Source organism: Sphingomonas sp. BK235 (genome assembly GCF_004345855.1).
Taxonomy (GTDB): domain Bacteria; phylum Pseudomonadota; class Alphaproteobacteria; order Sphingomonadales; family Sphingomonadaceae; genus Sphingomonas.
This window is the reverse complement of record NZ_SLXN01000003.1, coordinates 352,873-374,847: the sequence shown is the minus strand read 5'-3', so window position 1 is coordinate 374,847 and position 21,975 is coordinate 352,873. Positions and strand designations below refer to the sequence as shown.

The window sequence follows — 21,975 nt, the reverse complement described above, 5'->3', positions numbered from 1 at the left end:
TCAGTCCCCCGTCACCTTCACCTTGCTTAGATCGCCCTGCCCCACCGTGGCACCCGCCATGCTCAGCATCGCGTCGAGGCTCTTCTTCGCGCGCAGCCGCAGCCCCTCCTCGATCTCGATCCGCGGGGTCAGGTCGCGCAGCGCGAGATAGAGCTTCTCCATCGTGTTGAGCGCCATGTACGGGCAGATGTTGCAGTTGCAATTGCCGTCGGCACCCGGCGCGCCGATGAAGGTCTTGCCCGGCAGCGCCTTCTCCATCTGGTGGATGATGTGCGGCTCGGTCGCGACGATCAGCGTCTCGCCCGGCATCGCCATCGCATAATCGAGGATCCCGCGAGTCGAGCCGACATAATCGGCGTGGTCGAGGATCACCGCGGGGCATTCGGGATGCGCCGCTACCGGCGCGCCGGGGTGCTCGGCCTTGAGCTTGAGCAGCTCGGTCTCGCTGAACGCCTCGTGGACGATGCACACGCCCGGCCACAGGATCAGGTCGCGCCCGGTCTTGCGCGCGAGATAGCCGCCGAGGTTGCGGTCGGGGCCGAAGATGATCTTCTGATGCGCGGGGATCTTGGCGAGGATCGTCTCGGCCGAGGAGGAGGTGACGATGACGTCGCTCAGCGCCTTCACCGCGGCCGAGCAGTTGATGTAGGTCAGCGCGATCGCGTCAGGGTGCTGCGCGCGGAAGGCGGCGAACTGCTCGGGCGGGCAGCTGTCCTCGAGCGAGCAGCCCGCGTCCATGTCGGGCAGCACGACCGTCTTGTGCGGCGACAGGATCTTGGCGGTCTCGGCCATGAAGCGCACGCCGCAGAAGGCGATCACGTCGGCGTCGGTCGCCTGCGCCTTGCGGCTGAGGTCGAGGCTGTCGCCGACGAAGTCGGCCAGGTCCTGGATCTCGGGCTTCTGATAGTAATGCGCGAGGATCACGGCGTTGCGCTCCTTGCGGAGGCGATCGATCTCGGCGCGCAGGTCGAGCCCGGCGAGGCTGGTCGGCTGGTCCATGGCTGCGCAGATGGCCCGGCAGCGCCGCCGGATCAAGTCAGCTGCTGTTGCCGAGCACTTCCTCGAGCGAGCGGGTGAGGTCCCAGCGCTCGCTGTTACCGTCGCGCGGCTCGCCGGCGAAGCGCACCGTCACGGTCACGGGCAGTCCGGCGGCGTCGAGGCTGCCCGCGAACAGCCGCTCCAGCGCGGCGCGGCCGTTCTCGCGCGCCTTGCGCATGTTCTCGGGCTCGCGCGCCTTGGCGGCGACCACGTTCGTCGCCTTGGCCGAGACCATCTTCTGCAGCTCGGCCATCGCGCCGCGCGGCGGCAGGAAGCCGGTGGTGGTGTCGAGCGTGACGCGGCTCTCGTCGACATTGGGGTTGCCGACGACGACGTCGGGCACCTCGACCAACAAGGTGCGCCGGCGCGCATCATAGCGGAAGTCGCGCGGTGCCAGCGCGCCGAGGTTGACGAAGTAATCGACGTCATAGGGCGCCTTGATCAGCCGCACGTAGCGCATCCAGCCCCACATCCGGGTGGTGGACGCGGTCGACTGGACCGTGCCGGCGAGATGGCTGACGCGCAGGTCGCTGCTGCCGTACAAGCGCCCGGCGACGACCCGCGCCACCGCGACACCGTCGTCGTCGGTCGTCACCGCGTATCGCTCGGCATAATAACGATAGCCGACGAAGGTCGCGACCAGGATCGCCGTGGCAATCGCGAGCGACACCAGCAGCTTGCCCAGCCCGGTCAGATGATCCGCCACGCGCCCTCCTCCTGCGTCACCACACCGCGGCGCTCCAGATCGATCAGATGCGCCAGCACCGAACGTGCCGCCGCCCCCGCCAGCCGCGGATCGAGCCCGACGTACATGCGCTCGATCAGCGCGGCGACGCTGTGCGGCGCGGCGGTGAGCAGCCGGACGATCTGCCCCTCGCGCTGCTTGCGGTGCCCCAACATGCCGCGCACCAGCCGCTGCGGCCGCTCCACCGCCTCGCCGTGGCCGGGGTAGTAGACGCGGTCGTCGCGCCCGAGCAGCCGCTCGAGGCTGGCGAGATACTCGCCCATGTCGCCGTCGGGCGGCGAGATCACGCTGGTGGCCCAGCCCATCACGTGATCGCCCGAGAAGAGCGCCCCGCTCTCCGCCAGCGCGTAGGCGAGGTGCTGGCTGGTATGGCCCGGCGTGGCGATCGCGCCGAGCGTCCAGCCAGCGCCGCTCACAGTCTCGCCGTCGGCCAGCACGCGATCAGGGGCATAGTCGCGGTCGAAGGCGGCATCGAGCTGAGCGCCCGCGCTGCTCTCGCCGCGCACCAGCGGCGCGGGGCCGACGATCGGCGCCCCGGTGGCGCGGGCCAGCGCACGCGACGCGGGCGAATGGTCGCGATGATGGTGCGTGATCAGGATCGCGCACACCGGCCGGCCCGCGATCGCGGCGCGCAGCGCGTCGAGATGGGCGGGGTCGTCGGGGCCGGGGTCGACCACCGCGAGATCGTCGGTGCCGACGATATGGGTCTGCGTCCCGGTATAGGTATAGGCCGAGGCATTGGGCGCCAGCACGCGGGTGACGAGCGGCTCGAGCGGCACGGCCACGCCGGTGGGAGGAGGCTTCGCCATCGCGCCACCAGATGGCGGCTGCGCGACGGCGAAGCAAGCATGGTGCGGCTCAGTCCCCGTCGCGGTCGGCCCGCATGTCGTCGCGCATCTCGCGGATCGCTTCCTCGATGCCCTGCACCGCGTCGCGCCGCGCCTCGGCCGGCATGTCGCGGTTGGCGGCGAGGTGCGCGCGCGTCTGCTCCAGGCTGGCGAGCGCGCTGCGCAGCGCCACGTCGCGCTGACCGCGCGCCTGCACCGCCGCCCGGCTCGCCTCGCGCGCGGCGCGCTCGACATGGTCGGTGCAGATCACGGTGACGCGCTGCCCACGCTCGGTCGCGGCCATCACGAAGCGGCTCTGCTCGCCGCCGCATCGCCGGCTCGTCACCGCGGGAACCGGCGGAACCGGCGGGATCGCCGCGAAGGCCGCGGGGGGCACCGGCGGAACCGGCGGCACCGGCACCGGGTTGGACGCGAGATAATCGGCCGCTGCCTGCCCCTCGTAGGTGGTGGTGTGGCCGTCGCGGACGATCGTCACGCGATGGCCATGATGCGGTGCCGCGGGCACGACCGGCACCGCGGGGGCGTCAGGCGCCGCCGGTGCGGTGGGCGCCGCGGGCACGGCGGGGGCCGCAGGAGCGGCGGGCGGCAGCGGCAACGCCTGCGCCAGCGCGGCGGCGTCGATGCCGGTGGCGTCCTCGACCTCGCCGCGCATCCGCTCGGCGGCGCGGCTGCCGGACGCGGTGAGACCCAGCGCGCCGAGCGCGATCGCGGCGGTGGCGCACACGCCCAGCAGCGTGCGGCTGCGCGAGGCACGTGATTGGCTCAGCATACGCAATCTCCCCTTGAGGTCCTTCACGGTATGGAGGTGGCAGGTGGCGGTCACCGCGCGGCCGTGCGCGGCCTTGACGATCGCGCAGCCGTAAGCGTGGCGCGACGCGCCGCCGAGCCGCGCGAGCACGCCCGCGTCGTTCGCCATCTCCTGGTCGGCGCGGAAGGCGCGAAAGGCGACCCAGGCGAGCGGGTTGAACCAGTGGAGCGCGAGCACGCCCAGCGCGATCCAATTGGCGACGAGATCGCCGCGGCGATGATGGCCCAGTTCATGTTCGAGCGCGAGCGCGCGCTCGTCGGCGTCGAAGCGCGCCGCGAAATCGCACGGGAAGGCGACGACGCGATCGAACACGCCGAACGCCACCGGCCCGTTCGCCGCCGCGCTTTGCACGATCGTCACCCCCCCGATCCGGTCGAGCGCGATGCCGTGGCGCAGCAGCCGGTAGCGGAAGCGCCAGTAATCGCCGACCTGCCAGAGCAGGAGCGCGGCGACCCCCGCGGCCCAGACCCCCAGCACGATCGCCGGCCAGGCCGAGGGCACCGCCGGGGCGAGCGCGGGGAGCGCGGCGAGCGGATCGAGCGCCTGCGCGATCGGCTCGGCGGCGGGCAACGATGCCAGCGCGGGCAGCGCCTCGGTGCGCCAGCCCGCGGGAAGCGGCGGCAACAGCAGCCGCAGCGCGGGGATCGCCCATAAGGCGTAAGCGATCGGCGCCCCGAACGCGCGACGCACCGGCGCGCGCAGCACCAGCACCGCCCCCATCAGCAGCCCCGAGGCGAGCAACGACTCCATGGCCCAGCCGATCATTGCTTCAACTCCCGCAAGAGCGCCTCGATCTCGGTGATATCCTGCTCGGTCAGCGCGTCGCGCTCGGCGAGATGCGCCACCAGCGGGGTCAGCCGTCCGCCGAACAGCCGGTCGATCAGGCGGCGCGACTCACCGGCGACATAATCCTCGCGGCGCACCGCGGGGCTGTAGAGGTAGCGGCGGCCGTCGACCTCGTGGCGCACCGCTTCCTTGGTGAGCAGACGGCCGAGCAGGGTCTTGACGGTCGCGGCGCTCCAGCCCCGCGCGGGGTCGACGCGCTCGGCCACGTCCTGTGCGGTGAGCGGGCTCTCGTCCCACAGCACCTCCATCACCGCATGCTCGGCATCGCTGATCCGCTCGGGCACGACTCACTCCTATCGACTACAGGTGTAATCATGCCGACGATTACGCGTGTAGTCAATCGTGGTGAGGTGGTGGGCTCTCGGTTTTCCTTACAAGGGGGTGAGGCGACGCGCGGCTCGTGACCTTCAGCCTTTCGATTGTGGCACGTTGGTGGAAGGCAGCGACCCTCGCGCCGGGGGTCGCGTTCACTGCCGCGATCCCTCTCGCGGCCGTCACCCTAGTCATCACCGTCATCCCGGCCTTGAGCCGGGATCTATGGTGACCCAAGCGTCGCGCTCGCGGGGCGATGGATCCCGGCTCAAGGCCGGGATGACGAGAGCGATCGGCGTGACACGCGATGAGCTCGCCCGCGGATCATCGGAAGTTAGGGTGCAATGGGCGTGTGGGGCACGCTGCACGGCAGGTTCGCCCCACGGCGCCTATCGCCGTCAGGACGAGCGCGTGCGAGCCGGCGACGCGAACGGGCCCGGCCCGCATGTGCCGACCCGCCGCGCGTCGCCGCGATCAGCTCACTTGGCCGCGGCGGGGGCCGCGCCGGCGGTCTGGAACAGATCGGCCAGCTCGCCGCTCTCGTACATCTCCATCATGATGTCCGACCCGCCGACGAACTCGCCGCCGACATAGAGCTGCGGGATCGTCGGCCAGTCCGAATAGCCCTTGATCCCCTGGCGGATCGCCTGGTCCTGCAACACGTCGACGCTCTCGAACGCGACGCCGAGCCGCTCCAGGATCGCCACCGCGCGGCTGGAGAAGCCGCATTGCGGGAACAGCGGCGTGCCCTTCATGAACAGCACCACCGGATTGTTCTTCACCACCGCGTCGATGCGGGCGTTCGTGTCGTCGGTCATCGCTTCAACCCTCTTGTACCGCGCCTACTTCGGGACGGCGGTGGTCAACTGCAAGGCGTGGAGCACGCCCCCCATCCGCCCGCCCAGCGCGGCATAGACCGCCTGATGCTGCTTCACCCGCGGCATGCCGGCGAAGGACGGCGCGACCACGCGCGCGGCCCAATGATCGCCGTCGCCCGCCAGATCGGTCATCTCCACCTCGGCGTCGGGGATACCGGCCTTGATCAGCGCGGCGATCTCGTTTCCTTCCATCGGCATCGCGCTTACTCCGACTGCAGCAGCTGGCGCCGCGCCTCGATCGTCTTCTCTTCCAGCGCGCGGCGGACGACCGCCTCGTCGATGTCGACGTTGGCGGCGGTGAGATCGCCGTACACCTTGCGCACCACGTCCTCGTCGCCGGCCTCCTCGAAGTCGGCCTGGACGACCGCCTTGGCATAAGCGTCGGTCTCGGCGGGGGTGAGCTGCATCAACTCGGCGGCCCATTGCCCGACGAGGCGGTTGCGGCGCGCGACGATGCGGAAGGCGACTTCCTCGTCGCGCGCGAACTTGGCCTCGAACGCACGTTGCCGGTCCTCGAAGCTGGTCATGATCTCTTCCCGCCTAGCATCCGACCCGGATAGAGCGCGCGATGCCGCGGCGCAACGGGCGCGCGGCCGAGGTGGATTCTGCCGCGGCAGCCCGCTATCCGCCGCCGCATCCGGCAGCCGAGGAGGACATATGGCAGCGCGCGCTCGTGGACTTTGGCGCACGGCGGGGCTCGGCCTCACGCTGCTGCTCGGCGCCTGCGCGACGCCCGCGCCGGACGCGCCGCCGCCGCGCGGCGCGCCCGCGCCCGCCGCGCAGGCGTTCGTCGTCGCCGCCAACCCGCTCGCCACCGACGCGGGCATGGCGGTGCTGCGCCGCGGCGGCTCGGCGGTCGACGCCGCCATCGCGGTGCAGGCGATGCTGTCGCTGGTCGAGCCGCAGAGCTCCGGCGTCGGCGGCGGCGCCTTCATGACCTATTACGACGGCGCCTCGACCAAGGTCACCGTCTATGACGGCCGCGAGACCGCCCCGGCGGGCGCCACGCCCGACATGTTCCTCGACGACGGCGGGCGCGCGCTGCCGTTCGCCACCGCGGTGCTGAGCGGGCGTGCCACCGGGGTGCCGGGCGCGGTGCGGATGCTCGCCGAGGCGCATCGACGCCACGGCCGGCTCGCCTGGCGTGAGCTGTTCGGCGACGCGCGGCGCACCGCGCGCGACGGCTTTCTCGTCTCGCCGCGGCTCGGCCGCTTCCTCGCGAGCGGTCGCTTCCCCGAGTCGAGCGCGCCCGACGTGCTCGCCTATTTCGCGCGGCCGGGCGGCGGGCTGCTGCGCCCCGGCGACCGGCTGCGCAATCCGGCCTATGCCGGCTTCCTCGATCGCCTCGCCGCTCAGGGTGCCGACGCGCTCTACACCGGTGAGACCGCGCGCCGCATCGTCGCGCGCGTGCATCAGGGCCCGCTCGCCAGCAGCATGACGCTCGCGGATCTCGCCGCCTACCGTCCCGTGGTGCGCGAGCCGCTGTGCGCGCCCTATCGCGTGCTGCTGGTCTGCGCGCCGCCGCCGCCCGCCAGCGGGGTCGGGCTGCTCGAGCTGCTCGGGCTGCTGGAGCGCACCGACGTCGCGCGCCACGGCGCCGACGACCCGCGCGGCTGGTATGCGTTCGCGGAAGCGAGCCGGCTGATGTACGCCGATCGGGATCGCTATGTCGGCGATCCCGCCTTCGTCGACGTACCTGTCGCGGGACTGCTCGCGCCCGATTATCTCGACCGGCGCGCGCGGCTGATCGGCGAGCGCGCCGGCCCCGCGCCGCGGCCGGGAGTCCCCGCCGGCGCATCTCACCGTGGCGCCGACCGCACGCTCGAGCCGACCGGTACGTCGCATTTCGTCGTCGGCGACTCGCGCGGCAACGTCGTGTCGATGACGACCACGGTCGAATCGATCTTCGGTTCGGGGCGGATGGTCGACGGTTTCTTCCTCAACAATCAGATGACCGATTTCTCCTTCACCCCGCGCGACGCCGACGGTCAGGCCGCCGCCAATGCGGTCGCCGCGGGGAAGCGACCGCGCTCGTCGATGACCCCGCTGATCCTGCTCGACCGTCAGCGCCGCTTCGCCGGAGCGGTCGGCTCGGCCGGGGGCAATGCGATCCTCGCTTATGTCGGCAAGGCGGTGGTCGGCGCGGTCGACTGGGGATTGCCGATGCAGCAGGCGCTGGCACTGCCCAATCTGATCGCGCGCGGCGACTCCTTCCAGGGCGAGGCGGACAAGCTCTCCCCCGCCGTCCGCGACGGGCTGGCGGCGCGTGGCGTGGTGGTGCGCCCGGGCCAGGGAGAGGATTCGGGGCTGCACGGCATCATCGTGCGCGACGGCCGGCTCGACGGCGGGTTCGATCCGCGGCGCGAGGGCAAGGTGGCGATCGCGCCGCGCTGATCCGAGGCGTTGCGCCCGCCGCACCGCGCGCCTAGGCCCGGCGGCGTGACGCTGCTCCGCCGGCTCCTCACCCGCTCGCCCCGACTGGCCCTGGTGCTGGTGGCGATGGTGCTCGCGACCCGGCTGCTGGTGCCGGCGGGGTTCATGGTCAGCGCCGAACAAAGTGCCGCGCTGATCGCCTGCCCCGGCGTCGCGCCCGCCGCGGCGGAGGCGCATCGCGGTCATCACGCGCATCGCGACTCACCGGCGCCGCATCAGGCGGCGGATCAGCCCTGCGCCTTCGCCGCGCTCGCCGCGCCGGTGCTGGTCGCGCTCGCGGTGGCGCTGTTGGCCGCCGCGCCGCTGCGCGCGATCGCGGCCGCGCCGCCCCGTCCGGCCGCGCGCGCGCTGCGGGCGCCGCCGCGCTGGCGGCCGCCGCTGCGCGCACCGCCCGCTCTCACGGCACGCTGAGCTGCCGCCGGCACGCGTCGGCGGTCCACCGCCCGCGCGCGCCGCGCTTCCCCAGACCGCCCTCCCGCCCCGCCCGCTCCTCGAGAAGGCGACGCGCGACGGCGGGTCACGGCGAGTAGCGCGCGACCGGAGAACGTCGCATGATCGCCTGTCTCTACCGCGCTCGATCGAGTGAGCGCCTTGTTAACCATATCCGAGGTACGTCGCCCCTCCAGCGAGCGGAGCGGTGACGATGGCAGACCTGTATCGCGCGGTATGGCGCTGGCATTTCTTCGCCGGGCTGCTGGTGCTGCCGTTCCTGCTGTGGCTGGCGGTGACCGGATCGCTCTACCTCTACAAGCCCGAGCTGGAACGCGTCGTCTACGGCGAGTGGCTGCGCGCGCCGGCACACGGCGCGACTCTGCCGGTCGCGACGCTGGCGACCCGGGTGGCGCGCCAGACCGGCGGCAGCGTCGTCCAGCTCAGCCGTCCGGCCAGCGCCGACGAGGCGTGGCGCGTCACGTTCGCGCTGCCCGATGGCGAGCGGCGGATGGCGTTCGTCGACCCGCATGACGCGCGGATCGCTGGCACCACGTCGCCGGGCGGGGTGATGCAGACGGTGAAGCATCTGCACAGCCTCGCGCTCACGGGCTGGGTCGGCAATTGGCTGATCGAGATCGCCGCGGGCTGGTCGATCGTGCTGGTACTGAGCGGGCTGTACCTGTGGTGGCGGCGCGGCCGCGCGCCCGCGATCGGCGTCCGGGGTTCACCCGGCAAGCGCTTGTTCTGGCGCGACCTCCACGCCTCGACCGGGCTGGTGGCCGGGGCGGTGATCCTGTTCCTCTCGCTCAGCGGCCTGCCGTGGAGCGCGGTATGGGGCAAGACCGTCCAGGCCGGCGTGGCGGGGGCGGGCTGGGGTCGACCGGCGGCGCCGGTCGCGCCCGCGCTCGCGCATGCCGCGCACGACCTGCCCTGGTCGCTCCAGCAGGCGCCGATGCCGCACGGTGGCGCCCCCGCGATCGCGCCCGACCGCGCGCTCGCCGCGGCGGCGCGGCGCGGCGTGACGCGCGACTATACGCTGAGCTGGCCGGCAGCGCCCGGCGCGCCCTGGCTGGTCAGCGCCAATCTCGGCCCGGCGCAGGCGGCGCACGTGATCTACGTCGACGCGCGCGACGGGCGCGTGCTGCAGGATGCGCGCTTCGACGATTTCGGCGCCGCCGCGCGCGCGATCGAGTGGAGCGCGGCGGTGCATCAGGGCAAGCAATATGGCGAAGCCAACCGCCTGGTGATGCTGGCCGCCTGCGTGGCGCTCGCGCTGCTGTGCGTCACCGCGCCGGTGATGTGGTGGAAGCGTCGGCCGCGCGGGCGCGTGGGTGCGCCGCCGGGGCAGAGCGGCGCGGGGCTGGTCGCGATCATGGGCGTCGCGGGGCTGCTCTTCCCGCTGACCGGGCTGACGATGGTGGCGGCACTCGCCGGGCAGGCGGCGTGGCGATGGGCCGGACGGCGGCGCGGGCGCGCGGTAGCGGCGGCGGTATAGGCGAACGCGTCGCATATCGCCGCTGCTCCTGCGTGCGCAGGAGCACGGCCCGCCAAAGCGGGAGGCCGGACGGCGGCGCGGCGGCCCGATCCGCCGCGCGCCCACTGGCAAGCCGCGCCGCGGCTCCCTATCATCGCGCGTGATGACCGACACCGACCTGCTCGACCCGATCGCGCTGCCCGATTACGCCGCGCTGACCCCCGACACCATCGCCACCGCGCTCGACGCCGCGATCGCGCGCCACGCCGAGGCGGTCGCCACCGTCACGCGCGAGCGCCCGACCGACTTCGCTGGCGCCTGGCTGCCGCTGGAGCGCGCCGAGGCGGCCATCGACGCTTTGTGGTCGGCGGTGTCGCACCTGCGCGGCGTCGCCGACACGCCCGAACTGCGCGCCGCGCACGCCGCCGGGCAGGAGAAGCTGGTCGCGCACAGCATGAAGGTCGCGCAGGACCGCGACCTGTTCGAGGTGCTCACCGCGCTGGAGGCCTCGCCCGCCTTCGCCGCGCTGCCGCGGCAGGATCGCGTCGCGGTGGAACATGCGGTGCGCGACTTCCGCCTCTCCGGCGTGGCGCTGGAGCCGGCCGCGCGCGAGCGCTTCGCCGCGATCTCGGTCGAGCTGTCCACGCTGTCGACCGAGTTCGGCAGCGCGCTGCTCGACGCCACCGACGCCTGGACCCTCCCGATCACCGACGAGGCGCGGCTCGCCGGCCTGTCCGACGCGGACAAGGCGATGTTCGCCGCGGCTGCCAAAGCCAAGGGGCAGGACGGCTGGCTCGTCACGCTGCAGCAGCCGAGCGTCACCGCGGTGCTGACCTTCGCCGAGGACCGCGACCTGCGCGAGGCGGTCTACCGCGCTTATGGCACGCGCGCGTCCGACCAGGGGCCGAATGCCGGCGAGTTCGACAACGGCCCGCGGATCGCGCGCATCCTCGCGCTGCGCCGCGAGGCGGCGGGGCTGCTCGGCTTCGCCGATCCGGTCGAATGGTCGCTCGCCACCAAGATGGCGCCCAATGCGGGCGAGGTGCTGACCTTCCTGCGCGACCTCGCGCGGCGCGCGCGCCCCGCCGCGCAGCGCGATCGCGACGCGCTGGAGGCGTTCGCGCGCGACACGCTCGGGCTCGACCGGCTGGAGCCGTGGGACACGGGTTTCGCCGCCAACCGGCTGCGCCAGGCGCGCTACGCGGTCGACGAGCAGGAGGTGCGCGGTTATTTCCCGGTCGAGCGCGTCACCGCGGGCTGGCAGGCGCTGCTGGCGCGGCTGTTCGGGCTGAGGCTGGTCGCGCGCGACGACGTCGCCACCTATCATGAGGACGCGACCTATTACGACGTGGTCGACGATTCGGGCGAGACCTTCGCGGGCCTGTACCTCGATCTCCACGCGCGCCCGGGCAAGCGCGGCGGCGCGTGGATGGCGCAGGCGCGCCCGCGGCTGCGCGACGGCAACACTGTCCGCGTGCCCGTCGCCTATCTCGTCTGCAACTTCGCGCCGAAGAGCCCCGACGCGCCGTCGCTGCTGAGCCACAATGACGTGGTGACGCTGCTGCACGAGACCGGCCACTGCCTCCACCATCTGTTCACGCGCGTCGACCGCCCCTCGATCGCGGGGACGAGCGGGTTCGAGTGGGACGCGGTCGAGCTGCCGAGCCAGCTGATGGAGGATTTCGCCTGGGACCGTGACGTCCTCACCGGCATGTCGGGGCATCACGCGACGGGCGCGCCGCTGCCGCCCGAGTTGTTCGAGAAGATGGTCGCGGCGCGGCGCTTCCAGTCGGGGCTGTTCATCGTCCGCCAGCTCGAGTTCGCTTTGTTCGACCTGCTGCTCCACCTCGGCACGCTCGGCAGCGACCCGATGGAGGTGATCGAGGCGGTGCGCGACGAGGTGGCGGTGATCCGCCCGCCCGAATGGCACCGCTTCCCGCACGGCTTCGCGCATATCTTCGCGGGCGGCTATGCCTCGGGCTATTACAGCTATCTCTGGGCCGAGGTGCTGGCCGCGGACGGCTTCGGCAAGTTCGCGGAGAACGGGCTGATCGATCGCGCCACCGGCACCGCGCTGCGCGAGGAGGTGCTCGCGCGCGGCGCGACGCGGCCCGCGGCGGAGAGCTTCCGCGCCTTCCGCGGGCGTGATCCGGACCCGGCGGCGATGCTGGCGCGCCACGGCCTGCTCGAGGGTGCCGGGGGAGAGGCGGCGTGAGCCTGCTCGTCGTCACCACCGGCGGCACGATCGACAAGCTCTATTTCGACGCGCTGAGCGAGTATCAGATCGGCGACAGCGTGGTGGAGCGCGTGCTGCGCCAGGCGCGCGTGGCGCTGCCCTTCCGCGTGGTGGAGCTGCTGCGCAAGGACAGCCTCGACCTCACCGACGCCGACCGTGCCGCGATCGTGGCGACCGTCGCGGCGGCGCCCGAGACGCGCGCGGTGATCACCCACGGCACCGACACGATGACCGACACTGCCGCGGCGCTGCTGGCGGTGGATGCGGGCGTCGCGGGCAAGACGATCGTGCTCGTGGGGGCGCTGGCGCCGGCGCGCTTCGCCGACAGCGACGCGCCGTTCAACCTCGGCATGGCGGTCGCCGCCGCGCAGACCGCCGCGCCGGGCGTGTGGATCGCGATGAACGGGACGGTGTTCGACGGCGCCAAGGTGCGCAAAGACCGCTCGGTCAACAGCTTCGTGGCGCGCTGAGCGGCGTCAGGCGGCGACGCGCACCACCAGCTTGCCGACCGCCTCGCGCGCGGCCATGCGCGCGATCGCCTCGCCGCCGCGCTCGAACGGGAACACCTCGGTGACGCGCGGCGCGATCCTGCCCTCGCTCCACAGCTCGAACAGGCGGGCGATGTGCGCGCGGTTGCGCTCCGGGTGGCGCGCAGCGAACGCGCCCCAGAAGACGCCGCGGACGTCGCAGCTCTTCAGCAGCGTGAGGTTGAGCGGCAGCTTGGGGATGCCGGCGGGGAAACCGACGACGAGGTAGCGCCCCTCCCAGCCGAGCGCGCGCAACGCCGGCTCGGCATAGTCACCCCCCACCGGATCGTAGACCAGGTCGAAGCCGCCCGGCCCGGCCGCCGCCTTGAAGCGGTCCGCCAGCGCCTTGCTCTGCGCCTTGTCGAACGGCGCGCGCTCGTAGACCAGCACCTCGTCCGCGCCGGCCGCGCGCACCGCCGCGGCCTTGGCCTCGCTCGACACCGCGCCGACGACGTGCGCGCCGAACGCCTTGCCCAGTTCCACCGCGGCGAGCCCGACCCCGCCTGCGGCACCCAGCACCAGCAGCCGCTCGCCCGCGGCGATCGCGCCGCGGTCGACCAGCGCGTGGATCGTCGTCGCATAGGTCAGCAGCAGCGCCGAGGCCTCCTCGAAGCTGCGCCCGTCGGGCACGGCGTGGAGCGAGTCCGCGGCGAAGCGCAGCCGCTCGCTCAGCCCGCCCATCATCGTGTTGCCCATCACGCGGTCGCCGACCTGCCAGCGGGTGACGCCTTCCCCGACCGCCTCGACCACGCCCGCGATCTCGCCGCCCGGCGCGAAGGGGCGCGGCGGGCGCATCTGATAGCGGTCCTCGATCACGAGCACGTCGGGATAATTGATCGCGCAGGCCTTCACCGCGACCACCACCTCGCCCGCGCCCGCGACGGGATCGGGCAGCTCGCCGATCTCCAGCGTGTCAGGCCCGCCCGGCGCCCTCGACAGCAAGGCCCGCATCATCCGCTCTCCCGTGCCCGATCCAAGGGCGCTCGACGCCGAGCCGCTCCTCGAAATTCGAAATCACGGTATCCTTTGCCAGCGTGAGGCCGACCTCGTCCAGCCCCTCCATCAGACAGCGGCGGCGGAAGGGATCGAGTTCGAACGTATAGCGATCCTGGTACGGCGTGGTGACCGTCATCGTCTCGAGATCGACGGTGACCGGATCGGTCTTGGCCACCTCGACGAGGCGGTCGACCGCCTCCTGCGGCAGCACCACGGTGACGATGCCGTTCTTGAACGCGTTGCCCGAAAAGATGTCGGAGAAGCTCGGCGCGATCACCGCGCGCACCCCCATGTCGGCGAGCGCCCAGGCGGCGTGCTCGCGGCTCGAGCCGCAGCCGAAATTGTCGCCCGCGATCAGGATCGGCGCGCCGGCGTAGCGCGGGTCGTCGAAGAGGTTGCCGGGCTGCGCGCGCACCGTCTCGAACGCGCCGCGGCCGAGGCCGGAACGCGTGATCGTCTTGAGCCAGTGCGCCGGGATGATGACGTCGGTGTCGACGTTCTTGGCGCCCCAGGGATAAGCGGTGCCGCTGACGCGGGTGACGGCCTGCATCAGCGCGCCGGGTTGCTCGGCGGGATCGCGGGCTTGGCGATCGCCGCATAGGCCGCCACGCCGCTCAGCACCGAGCCGGCGATCAGGAACATGAGCACTTTCTTCATGGATTATCCCCTCGGATGATCGCGCCGATTATCCCATCAGCTCGCGCACGTCGGCGAGCCGCCCGGTCACCGCCGCCGCCGCCGCCATCGCCGGCGACAACAGATGAGTGCGCGAGCCAGGTCCCTGTCTTCCCACGAAATTACGGTTCGAGGTCGAGGCGCAGCGCTCGCCCGCGGGCACCTTGTCAGGGTTCATCGCCAGGCACATCGAGCAGCCCGGCTCGCGCCACTCGAAGCCCGCCGCGGTGAAGATGCGGTCGAGCCCCTCCGCCTCGGCCTGGCGCTTGACCAGCCCCGAGCCGGGCACCACCAGCGCGCGCACCCCATCGGCGACGTGGCGACCGTTCGCCACCGAGGCGGCGGCGCGCAAATCCTCGATGCGGCTGTTGGTGCAGCTGCCGATGAAGACGTGCTGGATCGGCACGTCCTGCATCCGCATCCCCGGGGTGAGCCCCATATAGTCGAGCGACTTCTGCGCCGCGGCGCGCTTCGAGGCGTCGGCGAAGCTGTCGGGCGCGGGGACGCTGCCGGTGATCGGCACGACATCCTCCGGGCTGGTGCCCCAGGTGAGCGCCGGCGCGATGTCGCTCGCCTCCAGCCGCACGACCTTATCGTAGCGCGCGCCGGCGTCGCTCGGCAGCGTGCGCCACCAGTCGACCGCGCGCGCCCAGTCGTCGCCCTGCGGCGCCATCGGGCGGCCCTTGAGATAGGCGAAAGTGGTCTCGTCGGGCGCGATCATGCCGGCACGCGCGCCACCCTCGATCGACATATTGGCGATCGTCAGCCGCCCCTCGACCGACAGCGCGCGGATCACCTCGCCGGTGAACTCGATGACATGGCCGGTGCCCCCCGCCGCGCCGATCTTGCCGATGATGGCGAGCACCACGTCCTTGGCGCTGACGCCATAGCCGAGCGTGCCGTCGACCCGCACCTCCATCGTCCTGGAGGGGGAGAGGATCAGCGTCTGGGTCGCGAGCACGTGCTCGACCTCGCTGGTGCCGATGCCGAAGGCGAGCGCCCCCAGCGCGCCATGCGCCGAGGTATGGCTGTCGCCACACACCATCGTGGTGCCCGGCAGCGTGAAGCCCTGCTCGGGGCCGACGACATGGACGATCCCCTGCCGCGCCGACAGCGCGTCGATATAGGGCACGCCGAACTCGGCGACGTTGCGGCGCAGCGCGGCGAGCTGCTCGGCGCTCTCGCGATCGGCGATCGGCAGCTCCTGCCCCGCGGCGTCGGTGCGCGCGGTGGTGGGGAGGTTGTGATCGGGCACCGCGAGCGTGAGGTCGCGGCGGCGCACGCGGCGGCCGGCGGCGCGCAGGCCCTCGAACGCCTGCGGGCTGGTCACCTCATGGAGAAGGTGACGGTCGATGTAGATCAGGCAGGAACCGTCGTCCCGGCGCTCGACCACATGAGCGTCCCAGACTTTCTCGTACAACGTGCGCGGATTGGACATGATCGTCGGCTGTTAACCGAAAAGCATCGTCGATCCAAGGCGGCGTGACAGGAAATGTCGTCGGCCGCGCCGCGTGCTTTCGCCACTTCGGGTAAGTCGGGGCGTGACAAGGACCGACGAGCATCTTGCATCATGTCGCTCGTTTTCCATGTCGGCTGATCGCCGTCCGCAGCCGCGCCTCGACGTCGCCGACGTTCTTCTCGGCCGATCGGGCGCGGCCCTGCTCCCGCCCCACCCGCCAAAGCAAAAGGCCGCCGCGGTCTCCCGCGACGGCCCTTGGGTCATGCGACGCGACGATCAGATATCGTCGCCGAGCGCGCCCTTCACCTTGCCGGCGAACTGCTGGCCCTTGCCTTTGGTCTCCTGCGCCGCGCCCTCGGCGGCGAGACGATCGTCGGCCGCCGTGCGATCGGCCGGATCCTTGTCCGCGATCGCCTGCTTGGCCTTGCCGACCAGCTCGTTGACATTGCCTTTGATCTTGTCGGTGAGTTCGCCCATCGTCCGTCTCCAGTCTCGTAACCCGGTGACCTAACAACGGACCCGCAACGGCGATGTTCCGACGTGCGGTTAACGTATGTCAGTCTGCGCCGCGGTTCAGATCAGCCCCGACAGCGGACTCGACGGGTCGGCGTAGCGGCGCTTGCCCATGCGCCCGGCGCGGTAGCTCATCCGCCCCGCCTCCACCGCCGCGCGCATCGCCGCCGCCATCAGGATCGGGTCCTTGGCCTCGGCGATGGCGGTGTTCATCAGCACGCCGTCGCAGCCGAGCTCCATCGCCACCGCGGCGTCGCTCGCCTGGCCGACGCCGGCGTCGACCAGCACCGGCACGCCCGCCCCCTCGACGATCAGCCGAATCGTCACCTGGTTCTGGATGCCCAGCCCCGAGCCGATCGGCGCGCCCAGCGGCATGATCGCGACCGCGCCGGCCTCCTCCAGCTGCTTCGCCGCGATCGGATCATCGGTGCAATAGACCATCGGCTTGAAGCCCTCGCGCACCAGCACCTCGGTCGCCTTCAGCGTCTCGCGCATGTTGGGGTAGAGCGTGCGCGCCTCGCCGAGCACCTCGAGCTTGACGAGATCCCAGCCGCCCGCCTCGCGCGCCAGCCGCAGCGTGCGGATCGCGTCCTCGGCGGTGAAGCAGCCCGCGGTGTTTGGCAGATAGGTCACGCGCTTGGGATCGATGAAGTCGGTCAGCATCGGCGCGCTCGGGTCGCTGACGTTGACGCGACGCACCGCGACGGTGACGATCTCCGCGCCCGACGCCTCCAGCGCGGCGGCGTTCTGCGCGAAGTCCTTGTACTTGCCGGTACCGACGATCAGCCGCGAGCGGAAGGTACGCCCCGCCACCGTCCATGTGTCGTCGGTGAGCGGCGCGGCATGGTCGCCGCCGCCGACGAAATGGACGATCTCCAGCTCGTCGCCGTCCTCGACCTGCACCGCGCCCAGCGTCGAGCGCGGCACCACCTCGAGGTTGCGCTCGACCGCGAGCTTCTCGGGCACCAGCCCGAGCGACTCCGCGAGGCCCGCGATCGAGAGCCCGGCGGGGACTCGCTTGTGCTCGCCGTTGAGGGTGATGGTGATGGTGCCGTCGGAATGTGCCATGCGCGCCATCTAGGCCCGCGGACCCGCAGGGGCAACGTTGCGCCGCGCCGCGCCGGATGCAATGACACCTGCACGAAGGGCAACGACCCCAAGGGAGCGCATGACCGACACCGTCTTCGTCCTCAACGGCCCCAACCTCAACCTGCTCGGCACGCGCGAGCCGGAGATCTACGGCCATGACACGCTCGACGACATCGCCGGGCGGCTCGAGGACCGCGCGCGCGAGCTCGGCCTGCGCGTCGACCTGCGCCAGTCGAACCACGAGGGGCATCTGGTCGAGTGGTTGCACGAGGCGCAGGCGGTGGACGCGCGCGCGGTGCTGCTCAACGCGGCGGCGTACACGCACACCTCGGTGGCGCTGCACGACGCGATCAAGGGGATCAGGACGCCCGTGATCGAGGTGCATCTGTCCAACCCGCACAAGCGCGAGAGCTTCCGCCACGTCTCGCTGGTGGGCAGCGCCGCGAAGGGAACCATCGCCGGCTTCGGCGCGATGTCGTACATGCTCGCGCTTGAAGCCGCGGCCCGCTTCTGACAGGGAGCGCGCCCTATCTAGGGGAAACAGGGTTGCATGGCTGACATCTCTCACAACGGCGGCGCGATGCAGGTCGACGTCGATCTGGTCCGCCAGCTCGCCGAGCTGCTCGACACCACCCAGCTGACCGAGATCGAGGTCGAGGACGGCGAGCGCAAGATCCGCGTCGCGCGCAAGGCCGCCGCTGTCGCAGCGCCGGCGATGCATTACGCGCCGGCGCCCGCCGCCGCCGCGCCTGGTGCGGGCGCGCCGCCGCAGGTCGACACCGCCGGCCCGTCCGCGCCGTCGCACGCCAATGCGGTGCGCTCGCCGATGGTCGGCACCGTCTATCTCGCCGCCGAGCCGGGCGCCAAGCCCTTCGCCGCGGTGGGCCAGAGCGTCGCCGCGGGCGACACGCTGCTGATCGTCGAGGCGATGAAGGTGATGAACCCGATCACCGCGCCGAGCGCGGGCACGGTCAAGGCGGTGCTGGTCGAGAACGGCCAGCCGGTCGAGTTCGACCAGCCGCTCGTGGTGGTCGAGTAACGCCCTTGCCCCAGATCAAGAAGCTGCTGATCGCCAACCGCGGCGAGATCGCGCTGCGGATCCACCGCGCGTGCCACGAGATGGGCATCAAGACGGTCGCGGTCCACTCCACCGCCGACGCCGACGCGATGCACGTCCGCCTCGCCGACGAGGCGATCTGCATCGGCCCGCCGGCGGCGACCGACAGCTATCTCAATATCCCCAACATCATCTCGGCCGCCGAGATCTCGGGCGCGGACGCGATCCATCCCGGCTACGGCTTCCTCAGCGAGAACGCCAAGTTCGCCGAGATCGTCGAGCTGCATAACCTGATCTTCGTCGGGCCGAAGCCCGAGCATATCCGGGTGATGGGCGACAAGGTCGAGGCCAAGCGCACCGCGGGCGCGCTCGGGCTGCCGCTGGTGCCGGGCTCGGACGGCGCGATCAGCGACGTCGCCGAGGCGCAGGCGCTGGCCGAGCGGATCGGCTATCCGGTGATCATCAAGGCCGCGAGCGGCGGCGGCGGGCGCGGCATGAAGGTGTGTCAGTCGCCCGACCAGCTCGAGACGCTGATGCAGCAGGCCGGGACCGAGGCCAAGGCGGCGTTCGGCGACGCCACCGTCTACATGGAGAAGTATCTCGGCAACCCGCGCCACATCGAGTTCCAGGTGTTCGGCGACGGCGAGGGCAACGCGATCCACCTCGGCGAGCGCGACTGCTCGCTGCAGCGCCGCCACCAGAAGGTGCTGGAGGAGGCGCCCTCCCCCGTCATCTCCGCCGAGGAACGCGAGCGGATGGGTGGGATCGTCGCCAAGGCGATGGCCGACATGGGCTATCGCGGCGCGGGGACGATCGAGTTCCTGTGGGAGAACGGCGAGTTCTACTTCATCGAGATGAACACCCGCCTGCAGGTGGAGCATCCGGTGACCGAGGCGATCACCGGGCTCGACCTGGTGCGCGAGCAGATCCGCGTCGCCGAGGGCCACCCGCTGACGCTGCGCCAGGAGGACGTGGTGTTCCGCGGCCACGCGATCGAGTGCCGCATCAACGCCGAGGACCCGCGCACCTTCGCGCCCTCGCCCGGCCGGGTGACGCAATATCACGCCCCGGGCGGGATGCACGTCCGCGTCGATTCGGGTCTGTACGCCGGCTATATGGTGCCGCCTTACTATGACAGCATGATCGCCAAGCTGATCGTCTATGGTACGACCAGGCAGGGAGCGCTGCGTCGCCTGCGCCGCGCGCTGGAGGAGTTCGTGATCGAGGGCATGAAGACCACGATCCCGCTCCACCAGGCGCTGCTCGATGACCCGGAGTTCCAGCAGGGGAGCTACACGATCAAATGGCTGGAGGAGTGGCTGGCGCGCCAGGACGCGTGATGGTGGCGCTCGCCGCCGCGTCGATGCTCGTCGCGGCGGCGGCCTATGATCCGGTGACGGCGCTGGCGGGGCGCTACTCGCAGCATTTCCGCAACGGGCTGATGGATGGCACCTCGTATTGGAGCGACGACGTCGTCGAGGTCGTGCCCGTCGACCCCACCCACGCCTATCTCCGGATCGAGACCAATTTCTTCAACGGCCAGAGCTGCTCGCTCGCGGGCGTTGCGGTCAGCGAGCGCGACGCGCTGGTCTATCGCGAGCCCGACCATTTTCACGACGGCAAGCGCTGCGTCCTGACGATGCGACGGGAGGGCGGCAGGTTGCGCTTCGACGACGGCGAGAACAGCTGTACGCAGCATTGCGGCGTACGCGGGTCGCTGAGCCGAGGCGAGCTGCCGTGGAAGAGCCGGCGCCCGATCACCTATCTCGCACGTCTCCGGTCCTCCGAAGAATATCGTGACGCTCTCGCCGAGTGGCGCGGCATGGACACACAGCAGTGAGAGCCACGATCTACCACAATCCGCGCTGCTCGAAGTCGCGTCAGGCGCTCGCGCTCTTGCAGGACGCCGGGGCAGACGTGACCGTCATCGAGTATCTCAAGACGCCGCCCTCGCGCGACACGCTCGCCGGGCTGCTCGCGCGCGGCGGGATCGCGCCGCGCGACGCGCTCCGGCGCGACGCCCCTGCGGTCGCCGACGACGCCGCCGCGCTCGACCTGATGGCGCGCGATCCCGCCACGATCGAGCGGCCGCTGGTGGAGACCGGCAAGGGCGTGCGGCTCGCGCGCCCGCCCGAGCTGGTGCGCGAGCTCCTGTGATCCTCCCCGAGGACACACGCTGGCGCGTCGAGCGCGCCACCCAGGCCGCGGTGGTGATCGACGCCGACGCCTATTTCCGCGCCGCGCGCCAGGCGATGCTGCGCGCGCAGCACCAGATCCTGCTGGTCGGCTGGGACTTCGACGCGCGCATCACCCTCGCCTATGACGACGACCATCCCGAGGCGCCCACCGATGTCGGCGCCTTCATCACCTGGCTGGTGAAGCGCACGCCCGGGCTTCAGGTCCACATCCTCCGCTGGGACAAAGGCGCGATCAAGACGCTCGGGCGCGGCAAGACGCTGTGGACCCTGCTCAACTGGCGCTACCGCCAGCCGCGCATCCACCTGCTGCTCGACGGCCACCATCCGGTGGCGGCGTCGCAGCACCAGAAGATCGTGGTGATCGACGACTGCCTCGCCTTCTGCGGCGGCATCGACATGACCGACGAGCGCTGGGACACGCGCGCGCACGTCGACGATGACCCGCGCCGCACCTCGCCCAGCGGGCGCACGTACAAGCCATGGCACGACGCCACCACCGCGCTGCAGGGCCCGGTCGCGGGCGCGCTGGGAGAGCTGTGCCGCACGCGCTGGGCGATCGCGGGCGGCGCCGAGATCGCGCCGCCGCCGCCGCGCGAGGGCAGTTGCTGGCCCGAGTCGCTCACGCCCGTCTTCACCGACGTCGATGTCGCGGTATCGCGCTCGCAGCCCTTGTACGACGGCCAGGACGAGCTGCTCGAGATCGAGCGGCTGTACCTCGCGCTAATCGCCTCGGCCAGGCACCGCATCTACGCCGAGAGCCAGTATTTCGCCTCGCGCCGCATCGCCGAGGCGATCGCCGCGCGGCTGGTGGAGGACGACCCGCCCGAGATCGTCGTGATCAACCCGGTGACCGCGCAGGGCTGGCTCGAGCCGATCGCGATGGACACCGCCCGCGCCCGGCTCGTCACCGAGCTGCGCCGCCGCGACCATCGCGGGCGCTTCCGGATGTACCACCCGGTCAATGAGAAGGGCACGCCGATCTACTGCCACGCCAAGGTGACGGTGATCGACGATCAGGCGATCCGCATCGGCTCGTCCAACTTCAACAACCGCTCGCTGCGGCTCGACACCGAGTGCGACGTCACCATCACCGACGGCGCGGCGACCATCGCCGCGATCCGCGACGACCTGATCGCCGAGCATCTCGGCGTCGACGCGGCGGTGGTGAGCGAGCGGGTCGAGCGCGACGGGCTGATCGCCACGATCGAGGCGCTGCGTGGCGGCGGGCGGACGCTGGTGCCCTATGAGGTGGACGACCTGAGCGCGGTGGAGAAGTGGCTCGCCGACAATGAGGTGCTCGATCCGGAAGGGCCGGGCGAGATGTTCGAGGCGTTCGAGAAACGCGGCCTGCTGCGGCGGCTGAGGCGGAAGCGGCGCTAGGCCCACCTTCCGCCCCCGCCACGTCATGCGG

Annotated in this window: 24 protein-coding genes; 11 read left to right on the top strand and 13 right to left on the bottom strand. The window is 71.6% G+C overall.

What is annotated here, in order from left to right; all coding sequences use genetic code 11:
• From nadA to EV292_RS10720, 8 genes are all read right to left on the bottom strand, one after another.
• Positions 1-999 carry a quinolinate synthase NadA gene (gene nadA, locus EV292_RS10755; protein ID WP_132909196.1) on the bottom strand — a complete coding sequence of 333 codons (999 nt, stop codon included), beginning with the start codon at positions 997-999 and terminating at the stop codon, positions 1-3.
• Between the two features lie 37 nt (positions 1,000-1,036).
• The gene (locus tag EV292_RS10750; protein ID WP_132909195.1) at positions 1,037-1,744 is read right to left on the bottom strand and encodes a DUF4230 domain-containing protein; all 708 of its coding nucleotides are present in this window, start codon (positions 1,742-1,744) and stop codon (positions 1,037-1,039) included.
• The gene (locus EV292_RS10745; RefSeq protein ID WP_132909194.1) at positions 1,729-2,592 is read right to left on the bottom strand and encodes an MBL fold metallo-hydrolase; all 864 of its coding nucleotides are present in this window, start codon (positions 2,590-2,592) and stop codon (positions 1,729-1,731) included. The genes EV292_RS10750 and EV292_RS10745 overlap by 16 nt, the downstream gene beginning before the upstream one ends.
• A gap of 49 nt (positions 2,593-2,641) precedes the next feature.
• On the bottom strand, positions 2,642-4,204 hold the full coding sequence (locus EV292_RS10740) for a M56 family metallopeptidase (protein ID WP_132909193.1): 1,563 nt from the start codon (positions 4,202-4,204) through the stop codon (positions 2,642-2,644).
• Positions 4,201-4,569 carry a BlaI/MecI/CopY family transcriptional regulator gene (locus tag EV292_RS10735; protein ID WP_132909192.1) on the bottom strand — a complete coding sequence of 123 codons (369 nt, stop codon included), beginning with the start codon at positions 4,567-4,569 and terminating at the stop codon, positions 4,201-4,203. The genes EV292_RS10740 and EV292_RS10735 overlap by 4 nt, the downstream gene beginning before the upstream one ends.
• Before the next feature lie 507 nt (positions 4,570-5,076).
• Positions 5,077-5,415 (bottom strand): Grx4 family monothiol glutaredoxin, encoded by a 339-nt coding sequence (grxD, locus tag EV292_RS10730; RefSeq protein ID WP_132909191.1) that lies wholly within the window; start codon positions 5,413-5,415, stop codon positions 5,077-5,079.
• Between the two features lie 24 nt (positions 5,416-5,439).
• Positions 5,440-5,673, bottom strand: coding sequence for a BolA family transcriptional regulator (locus tag EV292_RS10725; RefSeq protein ID WP_132909190.1), 234 nt, complete (start codon positions 5,671-5,673; stop codon positions 5,440-5,442).
• Positions 5,674-5,678: 5 nt separating this feature from the next.
• Positions 5,679-6,002 (bottom strand): DUF1476 domain-containing protein, encoded by a 324-nt coding sequence (locus EV292_RS10720; protein WP_132909189.1) that lies wholly within the window; start codon positions 6,000-6,002, stop codon positions 5,679-5,681.
• A 130-nt stretch (positions 6,003-6,132) separates the two neighbouring features.
• Here EV292_RS10720 and ggt point away from each other — a divergent pair, with 130 nt between their 5' ends.
• The 5 genes from ggt (at position 6,133) to EV292_RS10695 (ending at position 12,520) form a co-directional block, all read left to right on the top strand.
• Positions 6,133-7,869 (top strand): gamma-glutamyltransferase, encoded by a 1,737-nt coding sequence (gene ggt / locus EV292_RS10715; RefSeq protein WP_132909188.1) that lies wholly within the window; start codon positions 6,133-6,135, stop codon positions 7,867-7,869.
• A gap of 45 nt (positions 7,870-7,914) precedes the next feature.
• Entirely contained in the window at positions 7,915-8,319 is a 405-nt protein-coding gene (locus tag EV292_RS10710; protein ID WP_132909187.1) for a DUF2946 family protein, read from the top strand.
• A gap of 232 nt (positions 8,320-8,551) precedes the next feature.
• A complete protein-coding gene (locus tag EV292_RS10705) occupies positions 8,552-9,835 on the top strand; it encodes a PepSY domain-containing protein (protein WP_132909186.1) in 1,284 nt (427 codons plus the stop codon).
• 142 nt (positions 9,836-9,977) lie between these two features.
• Complete coding sequence (locus EV292_RS10700; protein ID WP_132909185.1) at positions 9,978-12,029, top strand: M3 family metallopeptidase; 2,052 nt, start codon at positions 9,978-9,980, stop codon at positions 12,027-12,029.
• Positions 12,026-12,520: an asparaginase domain-containing protein gene (locus EV292_RS10695; RefSeq protein WP_132909184.1), complete on the top strand. Its 495-nt coding sequence runs from the start codon at positions 12,026-12,028 to the stop codon at positions 12,518-12,520. The genes EV292_RS10700 and EV292_RS10695 overlap by 4 nt, the downstream gene beginning before the upstream one ends.
• Positions 12,521-12,526: 6 nt before the next feature.
• On the opposite strand, the gene EV292_RS10690 is transcribed toward EV292_RS10695, so the two are convergent.
• From EV292_RS10690 to thiS, 5 genes are all read right to left on the bottom strand, one after another.
• Positions 12,527-13,528, bottom strand: coding sequence for an NADPH:quinone oxidoreductase family protein (locus EV292_RS10690; protein WP_207913400.1), 1,002 nt, complete (start codon positions 13,526-13,528; stop codon positions 12,527-12,529).
• Complete coding sequence (gene leuD / locus EV292_RS10685) at positions 13,491-14,123, bottom strand: 3-isopropylmalate dehydratase small subunit (RefSeq protein ID WP_132909183.1); 633 nt, start codon at positions 14,121-14,123, stop codon at positions 13,491-13,493. The genes EV292_RS10690 and leuD overlap by 38 nt, the downstream gene beginning before the upstream one ends.
• Before the next feature lie 135 nt (positions 14,124-14,258).
• Complete coding sequence (gene leuC, locus EV292_RS10680) at positions 14,259-15,689, bottom strand: 3-isopropylmalate dehydratase large subunit (RefSeq protein WP_132909182.1); 1,431 nt, start codon at positions 15,687-15,689, stop codon at positions 14,259-14,261.
• A 294-nt stretch (positions 15,690-15,983) separates the two neighbouring features.
• Complete coding sequence (locus tag EV292_RS10675; RefSeq protein WP_132909181.1) at positions 15,984-16,184, bottom strand: CsbD family protein; 201 nt, start codon at positions 16,182-16,184, stop codon at positions 15,984-15,986.
• Between the two features lie 96 nt (positions 16,185-16,280).
• Positions 16,281-17,288 (bottom strand): sulfur carrier protein ThiS, encoded by a 1,008-nt coding sequence (thiS, locus tag EV292_RS10670; RefSeq protein ID WP_132909180.1) that lies wholly within the window; start codon positions 17,286-17,288, stop codon positions 16,281-16,283.
• A 100-nt stretch (positions 17,289-17,388) separates the two neighbouring features.
• Between thiS and aroQ the strand changes: the two genes are divergently transcribed.
• From aroQ to EV292_RS10640, 6 genes are read left to right on the top strand one after another with little or no spacing between them, the layout of a single operon-like run.
• The gene (gene aroQ / locus EV292_RS10665) at positions 17,389-17,823 is read left to right on the top strand and encodes a type II 3-dehydroquinate dehydratase (RefSeq protein ID WP_132909179.1); all 435 of its coding nucleotides are present in this window, start codon (positions 17,389-17,391) and stop codon (positions 17,821-17,823) included.
• Between the two features lie 36 nt (positions 17,824-17,859).
• Positions 17,860-18,348 carry an acetyl-CoA carboxylase biotin carboxyl carrier protein gene (gene accB / locus EV292_RS10660; protein ID WP_132909178.1) on the top strand — a complete coding sequence of 163 codons (489 nt, stop codon included), beginning with the start codon at positions 17,860-17,862 and terminating at the stop codon, positions 18,346-18,348.
• Between the two features lie 5 nt (positions 18,349-18,353).
• Positions 18,354-19,706, top strand: coding sequence for an acetyl-CoA carboxylase biotin carboxylase subunit (accC, locus tag EV292_RS10655; RefSeq protein ID WP_132909177.1), 1,353 nt, complete (start codon positions 18,354-18,356; stop codon positions 19,704-19,706).
• The gene (locus EV292_RS10650) at positions 19,706-20,206 is read left to right on the top strand and encodes a hypothetical protein (RefSeq protein ID WP_132909176.1); all 501 of its coding nucleotides are present in this window, start codon (positions 19,706-19,708) and stop codon (positions 20,204-20,206) included. The genes accC and EV292_RS10650 overlap by 1 nt, the downstream gene beginning before the upstream one ends.
• Positions 20,203-20,523, top strand: coding sequence for an ArsC/Spx/MgsR family protein (locus EV292_RS10645; protein WP_132909175.1), 321 nt, complete (start codon positions 20,203-20,205; stop codon positions 20,521-20,523). Before EV292_RS10650 ends, EV292_RS10645 begins: the two co-directional genes overlap by 4 nt.
• On the top strand, positions 20,520-21,944 hold the full coding sequence (locus tag EV292_RS10640; protein ID WP_132909174.1) for a phospholipase D-like domain-containing protein: 1,425 nt from the start codon (positions 20,520-20,522) through the stop codon (positions 21,942-21,944). The genes EV292_RS10645 and EV292_RS10640 overlap by 4 nt, the downstream gene beginning before the upstream one ends.
• The last annotated feature ends 31 nt before the right edge of the window (positions 21,945-21,975 follow it).